Raw genomic sequence first — 15,812 nt, 5'->3', positions numbered from 1 at the left:
TGACCGGCAAGGGGAGCAGTGGATCAGTGGATGCGCATGCCGGGCTGCGCGCCTTCCCAGGGTTCGAGCACGTAGATGCCCGGGTGGGCCTTCTCGTCGGCATGGCTGGCGGCCAGCACCATGCCTTCGGAGAGGCCGAATTTCATCTTGCGCGGAGCGAGGTTGGCGACGAGGACGGTGAGCTTGCCCACCAGCTGTTCGGGCGCATACATGCTGGCGATGCCGCTGAACACATTGCGGGTGCGGGGCTGTCCGGCATCGTCCTTTTCGCCCACGTCGAGTGTGAGCTGCAGCAGCTTCCTGGAGCCTTCCACGGCCTGACAGGCGACGATGCGCGCGATGCGCAGGTCGATGCGGGCGAAGTCGTCGATGCCGATGGTGTCTGCAATGGGCTCGCCACCTGGAGCTGACGGATCGGAGGCGGAGGCAGCAGGGGCTGCGGTCTGGGCTGCCTTTTTGGCAGGGGCTGCCTGAGGCTCGGCCACGCCGAACAGGGCGTCTAGCTGTTTGGCGTCGACGCGCTGCATCAGGTGCCTGAAGTCACCAAGCTGGTGCTCTGCGCCGAGTGCCCGAGCCGCATCGGCGAAGTTCTCGGGCGGCACGATGAGGAACTGCGCCACTTCGGCCGCCAGTTGCGGCAGGATGGGCTTGAGGTAGATGGCCAGCACGCGGAAGGCCTCGATGCACAGGCTGCAGGCCTGATGCAGGCGCTCGGACTGCTCAGGCGACTTGGCCAGCTCCCAGGGCTTGTTCTGGTCGACATAGGCATTGACGCGGTCTGCCAGGGCCATGATCTCGCGCACGGCGCGGGCATAGTCGCGCTTTTCGTAGAGGTCGGCCAGGGTTGCGCCGGCCTGCTGCAGGTCCGCAAGCAGCGCGCTGCCGGAGGCGTCGAGTGTGCCGAGCCGACCCCCGAAGCGCTTGGTCAGGAAACCCGCCGAGCGGCTGGCGATGTTGACGAACTTGCCGATGAGGTCGCTGTTGACGCGGGCCATGAAGTCGTCGGCATTGAAGTCGATGTCCTCGTTGCGGCCATTGAGCTTGGCAGCGAGGTAGTAGCGCAGCCACTCGGGATTCATTCCCAGGCTCAGATACTTGAGCGGATCCAGGCCGGTGCCGCGGCTCTTGCTCATCTTCTCGCCGTTGTTGACGGTCAGGAACCCATGCACGAACACCCCGGTGGGCGTCTTGCGGCCGCTGAAATGCAGCATGGCCGGCCAGAACAGGGTGTGGAAGGTGATGATGTCCTTGCCGATGAAGTGGTACTGCTCCACCGCAGGGTCGTTGACGTAGGTGTCATAGTCGATGCCCTGCTGCCCCAGCAGATGCTTGAGGCTGGCCAGATAGCCAATGGGGGCATCGAGCCAGACGTAGAAGTACTTGCCCGGAGCGTCGGGAATCTCGATGCCGAAATACGGGGCATCGCGCGAGATGTCCCAGTCGCCAAGCTGGGTGTGGCCGTTCTCGTCGGGGGTGAACCATTCGCGGATCTTGTTGAGCACTTCGGGCTGCACATGGGGCACGCCCGGACGGCTCTGGCTGGCGGTCCATTCCTGCAGGAAGGCGACGGCGCGCGGATCGGACAGGCGGAAGAAGTAGTGTTCGCTCGTCCGCATCACGGGGGTGGCGCCGCTCAGGGCCGAGTAGGGGTTGCGCAGCTCTGTGGGGGCGTACACGGCGCCGCAGACCTCGCAGTTGTCGCCGTACTGGTCATGGGCACCGCAGTTCGGGCACTCGCCCTTGATGAAGCGGTCCGGAAGGAACATGCCCTTCTCGGGATCGTAGAACTGTTCGATGGTGCGTGTGGCGATGAGACCGGCCTGCTTGATGCTGCGGTAGATGGCCTGGGCGAGCTCGGTGTTCTCGGGGCTGTCGGTGCTGTACCAGTGATCGTGGCTGATGTAGAAGCCTTCGAGGTACTGGCGGCGGCCCGCCGCGATGTTGGCCACGAACTGCTGTGGGGTGATGCCGGCCTTTTCGGCGGCGATCATGATGGGGGCGCCATGGGCATCGTCCGCGCCCACGAACTTGACCTCGTTGCCCTGCATGCGCTGGAAGCGCACCCAGATGTCAGCCTGGATGTACTCCATGATGTGGCCGATGTGAAAGGTGCCGTTGGCATAGGGCAGGGCAGTGGTGACGAAGAGTTTGCGCGACATGATGCGGAAGGGAGAATCGATCGACGGAACGGAAATGGGCAATGATGGGCAACCTGGTTCCGGCAGGGCCATGGCATGCATGGGGCAGCGGCATCCTCGGATGTCCGGGCCCGGGGTTCCGATTCTAAACGGGGTGCCGTGGCCCGGCATGGGGCGGCGCCCCTTTGGCTGCAGGACACCCCCGGCGGCCCTTTCCATGACCGCATCGGTGTGGGGACATGGTGGCATTGGCTACACTGCGGGGCAGTCGGGACGGCAGTGATCGCGGAGGAGGTCGGTCGCGCAGGGGCATGGAGTCCTTCTGTGCGAACGGGCGTCTCTCCCGGGGCAAGCTGGCCGTCGTTCTGATTTTCACCGCATAGGATATTCGCAATGAGCATACCCGCTCCTCTTCTGCAGGCACTGGCTGGTGTCAGGGACGAATGTGGCCAGAGCCTGGTCAATGAACGCACGATCCGGGATCTTGTCTGGACGCAGGGCCGGTTGTCTTTCACCTTGGTCATGGGGTATCCGGCCGCGAGCCAGCATGCCCGCATCCGGGCCGAACTGGAGGCGGCGGCCCGCACCCTGCCGGACGTGCGGGAGGTGGCGGTCGACATCCGCACCGAGGTCGTGCCCCATGTGGTGCAGTCCGGCATCCAGCTCATCAAGGGCGTGCGCAATGTGGTGGCGGTGGCCTCCGGCAAGGGCGGGGTGGGCAAAAGCACCACTGCGGCCAACCTGGCCCTGGCGCTTGCGGCGGAGGGCGCACGCGTGGGCGTGCTCGACGCCGACATCTACGGCCCCAGCATGCCCATGATGCTGGGCGTGCAGGGCCGCCCCGAGAGCCTGGACGGCAAGCTCATGGAGCCTCTGGTGGCCCATGGCCTGCGGGTGATGTCCATTGGCTTCCTGATCGAGGGCGACCAGGCCATGATCTGGCGTGGCCCCATGGCGAGCCAGGCGCTCGACCAGCTGCTGCACCAGACCCACTGGGGCACGGCACCGGACGACGAGCTCGACTATCTGGTGGTGGACATGCCTCCCGGCACGGGCGACATCCAGCTCAGCCTGAGCCAGCGGGTGCCGGTGACGGGGGCGGTGATGGTCACTACCCCGCAGGACATTGCGCTGCTCGACGTCAAGAAGGGCATCAACATGTTCCAGAAGGTGGGAGTGCCCATTCTGGGGATCGTGGAGAACATGGCCGTGCACATCTGCAGCCAGTGTGGTCATGCGGAGCACATCTTCGGTCAGGAAGGCGGCAAGCGCCTGGCGCAGGCACAGGGTCTTGAATATCTGGGTGCGCTGCCCTTGTCGCTGCAGATTCGAGAGCAGGCCGATGGCGGACAGCCCACTGTGGTGGCTGCCCCCGCGAGTGCGGAAGCCGGCATCTACCGCGACATCGCGCGCCGTGTCGCGGCCGAGATTGCCGGATCGGGGCGTGACTATACGCACAAGTTCCCCACCATCAAGGTCTCGCAGCAGACCTGATCTGCCGCGATGCGCGGGGTGGACGGTGGGCAGGGCGCCGGAAAGCTACAATTGCTGCCTTATGCCTGCTGTCTCCCTTCAATCGCTCACCAAGACCTATCCGCCACGCGGACATGTGCCTGCCGTGGCTGCGCTCGATCATGTGAGCTTCGACATTGCCCACGGAGAGTTCTTTGGCCTCTTGGGGCCGAATGGTGCAGGCAAGACCACACTGATCTCCATTCTCGCGGGCCTTGCGCAGGCCACCTCCGGAACCGTGCGGGTGCACGGCTTTGATGTGCGCACCGACTACGCCCAGGCCCGTCGGCATCTGGGCATCGTGCCGCAGGAGCTGGTGTTCGACCCGTTCTTCACGGTGCGCGAGGCGCTGCGCTTCCAGTCGGGCTATTTCGGCCTGCACCACAATGACACCTGGATCGATACCCTGCTCGAAGGGCTGGGTCTCGCAGACAAGGCGGACGCCAACATGCGCCAGCTCTCGGGCGGCATGAAGCGGCGGGTGCTGGTGGCCCAGGCGCTGGTGCATCGTCCTCCCGTGATCGTGCTCGACGAGCCCACGGCAGGCGTCGACGTCGAACTGCGCCAGACACTGTGGCAGTTCGTGGCCGACCTCAACCGCAAGGGCCATACCGTCTTGCTGACCACGCATTATCTCGAGGAGGCTGAGGCCCTGTGCCACCGCCTTGCCATGCTCAAGAACGGGCGCGTCATCGCCCTGGAAAAAACCAGCACCCTGCTGGCGAGCGCGACCTCGACCATGCTGCATTTCAAGACCGATGGCAGCCTTCCGCCCGAACTGGCGGCCCGTGCCCGCAAGACCGGGCGCTCGGTGGAGCTGCCAGCCCAGACCCCTGCAGAGATCGAGCACGATCTGGCCGTGCTGCGCGAGGCAGGAGTGACCGTGGAAGACATCGAGATCCGCAAGCCGGATCTGGAGGATGTCTTCATCCATCTCATGCACGAGCCAGCGCCTCCTGCAGCGCACGCCACGGAGAAGCCATGAGCGCCCTCGACCGAATTCCCCATGACGCACCGGCCACGACCACCATCGGCGGCAGCGGTTTTGCCGGCCTGCAGGTTCCTCCGGCCGCCACCGACGGCTGGAAGATGCTGCTCTACAAGGAAGTCCTGCGCTTCTGGCGCGTCGCCTTCCAGACCATCGCCGCGCCCGTGCTGACGGCCGTGCTCTATCTGCTCATCTTCGGGCAGGTGCTCAGCAACCGGGTGCAGGTGTACCCGGGCGTGAGCTACATCGCCTTCCTCGTGCCCGGCCTGGTCATGATGAGCATGCTCCAGAATGCCTTCGCCAACAGCGCCTCCAGCCTGGTGCAGAGCAAGATCATGGGCAACCTCGTCTTCATCCTGCTCACGCCGCTGTCGGCGGGCAACTGGTTCGTGGCCTATGTGGGGGCTGCCATGGCCCGGGGGCTTCTTGTGGGCATCGGGGTGTATCTGGTCACTCTGCTGTATGCGCCTGCCCAGGCCGCCTCGCTGCTCTGGATCGCGGTGTTCGCCCTGATCGGCAACGGGCTCATGGGAACCCTGGGATTGCTCGCCGGACTGTGGTCGGACAAGTTCGACCAGATGGCCATGTTCCAGAACTTCGTGGTGATGCCCATGACCTTCCTGGCAGGGGTGTTCTACTCGATCCATTCCCTGCCGGGCATCTGGCAGGTACTGAGCCACTTCAATCCCTTCTTCTACATGATCGATGGCTTCCGCTACGGCTTCTTCGGGGTGAGCGACGTGTCGCCCTGGTGGAGTCTGGGCGTGTCGGGAACCACGCTGCTGCTGCTGTCGGCTCTGTGCATGCATCTGCTGCGCACGGGATACAAGCTGCGCGGCTGACGCGCCGGGGCGTGCGTGTGCCGCCCCGTGCGCTGTTCTCCGATAGTGGACGCACATCGCATCTCCTTCTTTTTCCTCTCGCACCATGACTGCTGACGAACTGCGACAACTCATCTCCGCCGGACTGCCGTGTGACCACATCACCCTGGAAGGGGATGGCCGGCACTGGTTTGCGACCATCGTCTCGCCTGCCTTCGAGGGCAGGCGTGCCGTGGCACGCCACCAGCAGGTGTATGCCACCCTCGGTGCACGCATGCACACCGACGAGGTCCATGCCCTGTCCATGAAGACCTACACTCCCACGGAGTGGGCACAGCTCCAAGACTAGTAGAACCAACAAAGGAAACGACGCGTATGGACAAACTCCTGATCCGGGGCGGCCGCTCCCTGCATGGCGCCATCGACATTTCCGGGGCCAAGAATGCCGCCCTGCCCGAGATGTGCGCCACCCTGCTGACCGATGAGCCCGTCAAGCTCACGAACGTGCCCCGCCTGCGCGATGTCGCGACCATGCGGCGCCTGCTTGAAAACATGGGCATGACCATCGAGACGCATGGCGAACGCGGCGGCATGAGTTTTCATGCTCTCGACCCCATCCATCCCGAAGCCCCCTACGAGCTGGTCAAGACCATGCGGGCTTCCGTGCTGGCCCTGGGGCCGCTGCTTGCCCGCTGCGGCAGGGCACGGGTGTCGTTGCCCGGAGGCTGCGCCATCGGTGCGCGTCCCGTCGAGCAGCACATCAAGGGGCTGCAGGCCATGGGGGCCATCATCGACGTGGAGCAGGGCTACATGGTGGCCCGACTGCCGGAAGGACAGTCCCGCCTGCGCGGCGCGCGCATCACCACCGACATGATCACGGTCACCGGCACCGAGAATTTCCTGATGGCGGCATCGCTCGCCGAAGGCACCACCGTGCTGGAGAACGCGGCACAGGAGCCCGAGATCACTGACCTGGCCGACATGCTCATCCGCATGGGGGCGCGCATCCAGGGGCACGGCACCCGCCGCATCGTCATCGAGGGCGTGGAGCGGCTGCACGGCTGCGAGCATGCCGTGGTGGCGGATCGCATCGAGTGCGGCACCTTCCTGTGCGCGGTGGCTGCCACGGGGGGCGACGTGGTGCTGCGGCACGGACGGCGTGACCACCTCGATGCCGTCATCGACAAGCTGCGCGACGCCGGAGTGGACATCACCGAAGTGCCGGAGGGCCTGCGCGTGCATTCGTCCGGCCCGGCCTGGCAGCATCTCAAGGCCCAGAGCTTCCGCACCACCGAGTACCCCGGATTTCCCACCGACATGCAGGCCCAGTTCATGGCACTCGATGCCGTGAGCCAGGGCAGCAGCATGGTGACCGAAACCATTTTCGAGAACCGGTTCATGCACGTCAGCGAGCTGGCTCGCCTGGGTGCCAACATCCAGATCGACGGCAAGAACGCCATGGTCGAAGGCGTGGGCAAGCTCTCCGGTGCCACTGTCATGGCCACCGACCTGCGTGCCTCTGCCGGCCTGGTGATTGCCGGCCTGGTGGCCGAAGGCCAGACGACCATCGATCGCATTTACCACCTCGACCGCGGCTATGACCAGATGGAAGTCAAGCTCCGCGCGCTCGGGGCTGACATTGAACGAGTATCCGAATGATTACCCTAGCCCTTTCCAAAGGTCGCATCTTCGAGGAAACGCTGCCCTTTCTGGCAGCAGCCGGCATCGAGGTGCTGGAAGACCCCGAGAAGTCCCGCAAGCTCATTCTGCCCACCAACCAGCCCGACATGCGGGTGGTGATGGTGCGCGCCACCGACGTGCCGACGTATGTCCAGTACGGCGGGGCGGACATGGGTGTGGTGGGACGCGACACCCTGATCGAGCACTGTGCCGAGTGGGGCGAGACGGGACTGTACCAGCCGCTGGATCTCCGCATCGCCAAGTGCCGCATGAGTGTGGCCGTGCCTGCCGGGTTCGACTATGCCAGCAAGGTCAAGCAGGGCGCCCGCCTGCGCGTGGCCACCAAGTATGTCAACATCGCCCGTGACTTCTTTGCCGGCAAGGGGGTGCATGTGGACATCATCAAGCTCTACGGCAGCATGGAGCTGGCTCCGCTCACGGGACTGGCCGATGCGATCGTCGATCTGGTTTCGACCGGCAATACCCTGCGCGCCAACAACCTGGTGGAAGTGGAGCATGTCATGCCGATCAGCTCCCACCTGGTGGTCAACCAGGCTGCGCTCAAGCTCAAGCAGCAGCCCATCCGCCGCCTGATTGACACCTTTGCACAGGCGGTTCAGCATCAGAAGGAAGCAGCCTGATCCTGCTGCCGGTTTTCTGCCTGCGGTCTCGTCCCCCCGCAGCCTTTCTGAAGAAAAGGCGGTGGGGGAGGGCCGTGTCTTCATTTCGCATCTGCTCCGAAGGTATACCAAGATGACCCTGCACGCCCGTCCCCTGCGCCTGTCTACTGCACAGGCAGATTTCGATGCCGCCTTTCAGGCGCGGCTGCACTGGAGTGCGGATACCAACGCCGAGATCGAGCAGCGCGTGGCGGACATCCTGGCAGATGTGCAGACGCGGGGTGACGCGGCGGTGATGGACTATACCCAGCGCTTCGACGGTCTGGGTGTGCAGTCCATGGCCGAGCTCGAACTCGGAGCCGATACCCTTCGGGTGGCCTTCGAAGGACTGCCCACCGATCAGCGCGACGCTCTGCAGGCAGCGGCCCGGCGCGTGCACAGCTACCACGAGGCACAGAAGAAGGCCAGCGGTGAAAGCTGGACCTACCGCGACGCGGACGGCACCCTGCTGGGACAGAAGGTCACTCCACTGGATCGGGTGGGCATCTACGTCCCCGGCGGCAAGGCCGCCTATCCGAGCAGTGTGCTCATGAACGCGATTCCGGCCCATGTGGCCGGGGTGCCCGAAATTCTCATGGTGGTGCCCACGCCCCGGGGCGAGCGTAATCCGCTCGTGCTGGCGGCAGCCCATGTGGCCGGTGTCACACGCGCCTTCACGGTGGGCGGTGCGCAGGCTGTGGGAGCGCTGGCTTACGGCACGGCCACCATTCCCAAGGTCGACAAGATCACCGGGCCCGGCAATGCCTATGTGGCCAGCGCCAAGCGCCGTGTGTTCGGCACGGTCGGTATCGACATGATTGCGGGGCCCAGCGAGATCCTCGTACTGGCCGATGGCAGCACGCCCGCCGAATGGGTTGCCATGGATCTGTTCAGTCAGGCCGAGCACGACGAGCTGGCGCAGAGCATCCTGCTGTGTCCCGATGCTGCTTATATCGACGCTGTGGCCGAGGCCATGGAGCGCATGCTGCCCGAAATGCCCCGCGCCGCCATCATCGCCAAGAGTCTGGAAGGACGCGGTGCCCTGATTCATACCCGCAGCATGGAAGAAGCCTGCGACATCAGCAACCGCATCGCGCCCGAGCACCTGGAGGTGAGCAGCCGCGAGCCGCACCGCTGGGAGCCGCTCTTGCGGCATGCGGGTGCTATCTTCCTGGGGGCCTATACGAGCGAAAGCCTGGGGGATTACTGCGCAGGCCCCAACCATGTGCTGCCCACGAGCGGGACGGCCCGGTTTTCCTCGCCGCTCGGCGTGTATGACTTCCAGAAGCGCAGCAGCCTGATCGAGGTGAGCGAAGCCGGAGCTCAGACGCTGGGACGCATCGCCAGCGTGCTTGCCAACGGGGAAGGACTGCAGTCCCACGCCCGTGCAGCCGAGTTCCGGCTCAAGTAAGCTCAAGTCCTCCGCTGTCGCAGCAAGCTGCCGGCATCACCACGCAGGCAGGCAGCCCTGCTGCTGCCTGTCACTCCCGACTGCAGGGGGCAGCAGGGGATGCGCCTTGTCCTTGGAGCGTCAGGAAAGGCGTCGGCCCGAGGCCTCCCGCATGGGGCATTGGGCCGATGAGGTTGCCATGCCGCTGTGCCGCAGCAGGGCATCGACCGTAGGCTTGCGTCCACGGAAGGCCACGAACGATTCGAGTGCGGGTCTGCTGCCACCGCGTTCCAGGATTTCCTGGCGGTAGCGCAGGGCGGTCTGCGGGTCTGCGCTGCCGTCGGCAGCGGCCGTTTCCTCGAAGGCGGCATAGGCATCGGCGCTCAGCACCTCGGCCCACTTGTAGCTGTAGTAGCCGGCCGCATAGCCTCCGGCAAAGATATGGCTGAAGGTGTGCGCCATGCGGTTGTAGGCCGGGGGCTGGATCACGGCCACTTCGCGGCGCACTTCCTCCAGCAGGGGCATGATGTCCGCGGGAGGGACCGGCTGGCTGTGCAGCAGCATGTCGAACAGGGCAAACTCGATCTGGCGCACGGTCTGCAGACCGCTCTGGAAGTTACGTGCAGCGAGCATGCGTTCGTACAGGGCGCGGGGCAGGGGCGCGCCGGTGTCGACATGCGCCGTCATGCCTTCGAGCACCTTCCATTCCCAGCAGAAGTTTTCCATGAACTGGCTCGGAAGCTCCACGGCATCCCATTCCACCCCACTGATGCCGGAGACATCGTGCTCGTTGATCCGGGTGAGCATGTGGTGGAGTCCGTGTCCGGTTTCGTGGAAGAGGGTAATGACATCGTCGTGGGTGAGCAGGGCGGGCTTGCCGTCCACGCCGCTGGCGAAGTTGCACACGAGCTGGGCCACGGGAGTCTGGAGGGTGCCGGTGTCCGGGCGCAGCCAGCGGGCACGCACGTCGTCCATCCAGGCGCCACCGCGCTTGCCCTTGCGTGCAGCAGGATCGAGATAGAACTGGCCGACCAGCTGGCCCTGGCGTTCGAGGCGGTAGAACGTGACCCCTTCGTTCCACACGGGTGCCTGGTCGGGCAGCACCTGGACGTCGAAGAGCTGTTCGACGATGCGGAACAGACCGGCGAGCACACGCGGTGCCGGGAAATACTGTTTCACCTCCTGCTCGCTGAAGGCGTAGCGGGCTTCCTTGAGTTTTTCGCCCACATAGGTCCAGTCCCAGGGCTGCGGATCCTGCAGGCCGAGATGCTCCTGGGCATAGGCACGCAGATCGGCCATGTCCTGTTGGGCAAAGGGGCGTGCCCTGGCGGCCAGGTCGCGCAGGAAGGCGATGACCTGCTCGGGGCTTTCCGCCATTTTGGGCACGAGCGACATGGCTGCGTAGTTGGGGTAGCCGAGGAGGTGGGCCTCTTCGTCGCGCAGGGCCAGGATTTCGGCAATGACGGCACTGTTGTCGAAGCGGCGACCATCTCCTTGTGCCTGTTCGCTTGCGCGGGTGGTATAGGCGCGGTAGAGCGTTTCACGCAGGGAGCTGCTCTGGGCAAACTGCATGACGGGCAGATAGCACGGCAGCTTGAGCGTGAGCTTGTAGCCTGCATGCGCATCGGCCTGCGCAGCTGCACGGGCGGCTGCCACCACATCGGCCGGCACGCCTGCCAGGTCGGATTCCTCGACGTAGAGGGACCAGACGTCGGTGGCGTCGAGCGCGTTTTCGCTGAATTTCTGGGTCAGGGCAGCCAGGCGGTCCTGGATGGTGGCGTAGCGCTCGCGGGCATCCCCCTGGAGCTCGGCGCCGCCGAGCCGGAAGTCCCGCAGGGCATTGTGCAGGGCCTGACGCTGGTCAGAGTCGAGTCCCGACGGATCAATGGCCTTGTACTTGGCGTAGAGCTGTTCATCTGCTCCGAGGCGGGTGAAGAAGTCGGAGACCGCCGGAAGCATGGCGTTGTAGGCTTCACGCAGCTCCGGCGTGTCGCATACGCTCTTGAGGTGTCCCACTGCCCCCCAGGCACGGCCCAGCCGTTCGGTGGCCACGTCGAGCACCAGGGCCAGCTGGTGCCAGTCGGCCGGAAAGTCGGGTGCAGTGACCTGGGCAAGTGCCTGGTCACAGGCCTGCAGCAGGTACTGAATGGCAGGGCCGACATGCTCGGGGCGGATGCGGTCGAACAGGGGCAGCGCGCTGTCCTGCAGCAGCGGATTGGACGCGAGATCGGCCGAAAGGGAGGGGGAAGTGGTCGTGAGGTTCATGTGGGGAGTTTATGGGCAAAACTCCCGGCTTCAAGCGGTGAGCCGCCTGATGCTCCCCCTGGCTTTTCTGTGTGCCGGCCGGATGGGGCTCAGACGCCTGCGGCCTGGGCGGCGCGTTCGGCCGATTCCAGGGTGTTGACCAGAAGCATGGTGATGGTCATGGGGCCGACACCGCCCGGCACGGGGGTGATGTAGCCGGCCACCTCCTTGACGGCATCGAAGTCGACATCGCCGCAGAGCTTGCCGGCATCGTTGCGGTTCATGCCCACGTCGATCACCACGGCACCGGGCTTGACCATGTCGGCCGTGACGGTGTTGCGGCGCCCCACGGCTGCCACGATCACGTCGGCCTGCAGGGTCTGTGCCTTGAGGTCGGGGGTGCGGCTGTGGCAGATGGTGACGGTGGCGTCCTTGGCCAGCAGCATGAGGGCCATGGGCTTGCCCACGATGTTGCTGCGTCCGATGACCACGGCATGCTTGCCGCGCAGATCATAGTGGATGGATTCGAGCATCTTCATGCAGCCGTAGGGCGTGCAGGGCCAGAAGCCGGGCATGCCCGTCATGAGAGCGCCTGCGCTGGCCACGTGGAAGCCGTCGACGTCCTTGGCGGGGCTGATGGCCTCGATCACGCGCTGGGCATGGATATGGTCCGGCAGAGGCAGCTGCACGAGGATGCCATGGATGGACGCGTCGGCATTGAGGGCCTCGACGCGGGCCAGCAGTTCGGCTTCGGTCATGGAGGCGTCGTACTTTTCGAGCACGGAGTGCAGACCGGCTTCCTCGCAGGCCTTGACTTTGTTGCGCACATAGACCTGGCTGGCGGGGTTGTCTCCCACCAGGATGACGGCGAGGCCTGGGGTGATTCCGCGCGCGCGCAGGGCCGTGGTGCGCTGGGCCACTTCGGCGCGCAGTTGCTTGGAGAGTTCGTTGCCGTTGATGAGTTGGGCGGTCATGGGAGTGAAATGGGCGGAAGGGATGGTTCAAAAAAAACATTCCCGCCGGAAGCGGGAATGCGGAAGGTGGAGCGCCTGCGGCGTCACGCCTTGGGAGTGCCGGAGCCCAGGGCCACCTTGAGCAGGTCGGCCACGGTGTTGGCATGGAGTTTTTCCATGATGTTGGCGCGGTGGGCCTCCACAGTCTTGATGCTGATGTTGAGGTCGTCTGCGATCTGCTTGTTGAGGCGGCCGGCCACGATGCGTTCGAGCACCTGGGATTCGCGGTTGGTGAGCTTGCCGAGGAGGCTTTCGCGCGTGCTGGCCTGCTGGTGCTCGACGAAGGCGGTGCGGGCCCGGGCCAGCATGCGCTCGGCCAGCACTTCGACGTCTTCCTCGCGGAAGGGCTTCTGGATGAAGTCGAGTGCGCCCTTCTTCATGGTGTCCACGGCCATGGGGACGTCGCCATGGCCGGTGATGAAGACGATGGGCAGCGGGGACTTCTGTTCGATCAGGCGATCCTGCAGTTCCAGTCCGCTCATGCCTTCCATGCGGATGTCGACGAAGGCACAGGCCACTTCGCGGGGATCGTAGCGCGACAGGAACGATTCGGCCGAGTCGAAGCAGCGCACCCGGTAGCCCTTGCCTTCGAGCAGCCATTGGAGCGAGTCGCGCACGGCCTCGTCGTCATCGATCACATACAGGGTGCCTTTGTCGGGAATCAAGCTCATCGTTGCAACGCCATTCGGGAAGAAGCACTAGGAAAAAGACGGAGGATGCCGCCTGCCATCACCCGGCATGACCAGTTTCCGGCACGGGCAGCCAGAAGCTGAAGCAGCACCCTGTCACCTGGCCTTCATTGTAGAGGTTCTCCGCGCGCAGCCGGCCATGGTGGGATTCCACGATGCTGCGGCAGAGGTTGAGCCCGATGCCCATGCCCTCGGTCTTGGTGGTGAAGAAGGCCTCGAAGAGGTGTTGCTGGGTGTCGGGCGAGAGGCCCTTGCCGGTGTCGGTGATGCGGAATTCGACCACCGTTCTCTGCTCGCGCATGGCCAGTCCCACATCCAGGTCGATCAGGCGCCGGTCGGTGGGCATGCCTGCCGTGTCGATGGCTTCTGCAGCGTTCTTCATGAGGTTGACCAGCACCTGTTCGATGAGGATGCGGTCGACATGCAGCAGCGGCAGGCCGGGGGTGATGCGCGAGCGCAGGCGGACGTGGCGGCGGCGCATTTCGATCTCGGCCAGCTCCACGGCCTCGGTGACCATGCCAGCCACGCCTGCCTCGGCGTAGTTGGGGGTGCTGCGCTTGACGAAGGAGCGGATGCGCTGAATGATCTGGCCGGCGCGCTGGGCCTGGCGGCTGGTCTTGGCCAGGGCGTCGAGTAGGGCGCCGTCGTCCATGGTGCCGGCCCGGATGCGGCTGGTCATGCCGTTGCAGTAGTTGGTGATGGCGGTCAGGGGCTGGTTGAGCTCGTGGGCCACGCTGGAGGCCATTTCTCCCATGGTGATGAGCCGGCTCGCAGCCTGGGCACGGGCTTCCTGCTGCTGGCTGAGTTCCTCTGCGTGGCGACGGGCGGTGATGTCGGTGGCGATGACGAGCTGGGCCAGGCTGCCATCGACCCATTCCAGATAGCGCGAGCGCACTTCCACCCAGCGGTCGAGCTCGGGGATGAAGACCTCGGTGTTGTTGCTGGAGATGCCGGGCAGCATGCTGGGGTGCAGTCCTTCCGAAGAGGAGGCATCGGCCTCGACGTGGGCGGGGATCTGGGTGGCGGCCTCGGTGAGCATCTGGAGATGGCCGGAGGCTCCGTCGTCTCCGAACCATTGCCGGTAGACGTTGTTGGCGAACAGCAGTTCCTTGCCGCCCAGCGGGGCGACCGAGACCGTGGCGTCGAGCGAGTTGAGCACGCGGGCGAACCGTTCGTGGGCACTGGAGAGCTGCCGCTTGATGCGGTTGGGCTCGGTGATGTCGGTCATGGAGGACATCCACCCGGTCTGCACGCCGTCGGCTCCGATGAGAGGCGCCATGTACATGCGGGCGTCGAAAGTGGTGCCGTTCTTGCGCAGGGCGCGCATTTCGTAGCCGCCCTGGGGAATCTGGGCGTCGAGGGTCTTCTGCAGGATGCGGGTGTTGCGCTCGTAGTCGTCCCGGTGCCAGAAGCTGTAGGGCGGGGCCTCGCCGATGAGTTCCTCGGGCGACCAGCCTGTCATGTGGCAGAAGGCGGCATTGACGTACTGGATGCGGCCTTCCATGTCCAGCGCGCGCATGCCCACCACCATGGATTCCTCCATGGCGCGGCGGAAGCTGGTTTCCTGTTCCAGGGCATGCTGGGAGCGCTGGCGCCGCCGCAGGTGCCGCCAGTTGGCGAGCAGCGCCCAGGCGGTCAGCACGCTCATGGCCAGCAGCACCAGGAGCATGGAACGGTTGACCATGCGGTCATCGGCACGGTAGGACTGCAGGTGCAGGGCAATGTCGCCGCCGAGCGGTGCAATGGGAGCGCTGTAGGCATTGCCGGACTGCGACAGCCATACGGGCCACGAGGAGGGCGCTGCCGCGTGCTGCGTGGCCACCTGTCCCGCCAGCACCTGCTGGGCGGAGTTGACTAGCGCCACGGTGTAGCGGGCGTAGATGTCCGAGGGAACTGCGTAGTACAGCAGCGAGCTCAGCAGCTGGCGGGCATAGAGATAGCCCGAGAGTTTGCCGTGTGCATACAGCGGCACCACCATGCCGAGCACGGCGTCGTTGCCCTGCGAGGCACGCGTGACCTGGTAGAGCGCGCGCTTTTCGCTGCCGGCCCGGGCCAGCAGGGCCGGATCGGGATGCAGGGCAGGGGCGGCACCTTCGCCGTCGGGCAGCGGCTGGCTCGCCATGGCGCCCATGAGGTCGCGGCTTGCCACCACGCGTCCCTGTGCGTCGAGCCAGGTGAGATCGCGGATTTCGGGGTTGTCGGCCAGCAGAAGATCGGCCTTCCGATTGAAGTGCATCAGCGCCCCAGCCGGCAGGGTCAGCTCATGGCCGAACTTCTGCAGCAGTTCGAGCCGTTCGGCCAGGCGCACCGAGATGCGCTGGCGGGAGTATTCGCCGTCGCGCTGGAGGGTCTGGTTCTCGGTGTGCCATTCCTCCATGCGCAGGTAGCCGATGGCGCTCACGACAGCCATGGCGAACATGGCCACTGCCAGCAGTGGCAGCAGGCTGGCGACGCGGTCCTGCCGATGGGCGGGCAGGGTGCCCCACCACCGCTGGAAGGCGGCGCGCCAGGGGCTGGGCAGGACGGTGTTCAACATGGTTGTGCGCAGGCAGGCCACGACACGGCACGCGTGGCATGGATCAGATCAGGATATTCCCGTATGGACAGTGCAGGAGAGGGGGAAAAAGGGCGGATGACACCTGTCTCAGGACGTTTATGTGACATGAGGGAGCGGTGTA

The 15,812-nt window shown here is 65.2% G+C and carries 12 protein-coding genes; 7 read left to right on the top strand and 5 right to left on the bottom strand.

What is annotated here, in order from left to right:
- Positions 1-23: 23 nt before the first annotated feature.
- A complete protein-coding gene (metG, locus tag ACE3P9_RS07865) occupies positions 24-2,162 on the bottom strand; it encodes a methionine--tRNA ligase (protein WP_374493187.1) in 2,139 nt (712 codons plus the stop codon).
- Between the two features lie 369 nt (positions 2,163-2,531).
- Between metG and apbC the strand changes: the two genes are divergently transcribed.
- From apbC to hisD, 7 genes are all read left to right on the top strand, one after another.
- Positions 2,532-3,632: an iron-sulfur cluster carrier protein ApbC gene (apbC, locus tag ACE3P9_RS07860; RefSeq protein WP_374493087.1), complete on the top strand. Its 1,101-nt coding sequence runs from the start codon at positions 2,532-2,534 to the stop codon at positions 3,630-3,632.
- 61 nt (positions 3,633-3,693) lie between these two features.
- A complete protein-coding gene (locus tag ACE3P9_RS07855; protein WP_374493086.1) occupies positions 3,694-4,635 on the top strand; it encodes an ABC transporter ATP-binding protein in 942 nt (313 codons plus the stop codon).
- Between the two features lie 104 nt (positions 4,636-4,739).
- Positions 4,740-5,480: an ABC transporter permease gene (locus ACE3P9_RS07850; protein ID WP_374493185.1), complete on the top strand. Its 741-nt coding sequence runs from the start codon at positions 4,740-4,742 to the stop codon at positions 5,478-5,480.
- 85 nt (positions 5,481-5,565) lie between these two features.
- On the top strand, positions 5,566-5,808 hold the full coding sequence (locus tag ACE3P9_RS07845) for a BolA family protein (protein ID WP_374493085.1): 243 nt from the start codon (positions 5,566-5,568) through the stop codon (positions 5,806-5,808).
- 26 nt (positions 5,809-5,834) lie between these two features.
- Positions 5,835-7,118 (top strand): UDP-N-acetylglucosamine 1-carboxyvinyltransferase, encoded by a 1,284-nt coding sequence (gene murA / locus ACE3P9_RS07840; protein ID WP_374493083.1) that lies wholly within the window; start codon positions 5,835-5,837, stop codon positions 7,116-7,118.
- Positions 7,115-7,780, top strand: coding sequence for an ATP phosphoribosyltransferase (gene hisG / locus ACE3P9_RS07835; RefSeq protein WP_374493081.1), 666 nt, complete (start codon positions 7,115-7,117; stop codon positions 7,778-7,780). The genes murA and hisG overlap by 4 nt, the downstream gene beginning before the upstream one ends.
- Positions 7,781-7,892: 112 nt before the next feature.
- The gene (gene hisD, locus ACE3P9_RS07830; RefSeq protein ID WP_374493079.1) at positions 7,893-9,209 is read left to right on the top strand and encodes a histidinol dehydrogenase; all 1,317 of its coding nucleotides are present in this window, start codon (positions 7,893-7,895) and stop codon (positions 9,207-9,209) included.
- 120 nt (positions 9,210-9,329) lie between these two features.
- Here hisD and ACE3P9_RS07825 read toward each other — a convergent pair whose 3' ends face one another.
- The 4 genes from ACE3P9_RS07825 to ACE3P9_RS07810 all read right to left on the bottom strand — a co-directional run bounded on the left by ACE3P9_RS07825 (position 9,330) and on the right by ACE3P9_RS07810 (position 15,670).
- On the bottom strand, positions 9,330-11,453 hold the full coding sequence (locus ACE3P9_RS07825) for a M3 family metallopeptidase (protein ID WP_374493077.1): 2,124 nt from the start codon (positions 11,451-11,453) through the stop codon (positions 9,330-9,332).
- An 89-nt stretch (positions 11,454-11,542) separates the two neighbouring features.
- A complete protein-coding gene (folD, locus tag ACE3P9_RS07820) occupies positions 11,543-12,406 on the bottom strand; it encodes a bifunctional methylenetetrahydrofolate dehydrogenase/methenyltetrahydrofolate cyclohydrolase FolD (RefSeq protein WP_374493075.1) in 864 nt (287 codons plus the stop codon).
- 83 nt (positions 12,407-12,489) lie between these two features.
- Complete coding sequence (locus ACE3P9_RS07815) at positions 12,490-13,116, bottom strand: response regulator transcription factor (protein WP_374493073.1); 627 nt, start codon at positions 13,114-13,116, stop codon at positions 12,490-12,492.
- A 58-nt stretch (positions 13,117-13,174) separates the two neighbouring features.
- Complete coding sequence (locus ACE3P9_RS07810; RefSeq protein WP_374493070.1) at positions 13,175-15,670, bottom strand: PAS domain S-box protein; 2,496 nt, start codon at positions 15,668-15,670, stop codon at positions 13,175-13,177.
- Positions 15,671-15,812 lie beyond the last annotated feature (142 nt).

The sequence above is a fragment of the Allobrachymonas sp. genome (assembly GCF_041912815.1).
Taxonomy (GTDB): Bacteria; Pseudomonadota; Gammaproteobacteria; order Burkholderiales; family Burkholderiaceae_C; genus Brachymonas.
This window is presented reverse-complemented; position numbering and strand designations above follow the sequence as displayed.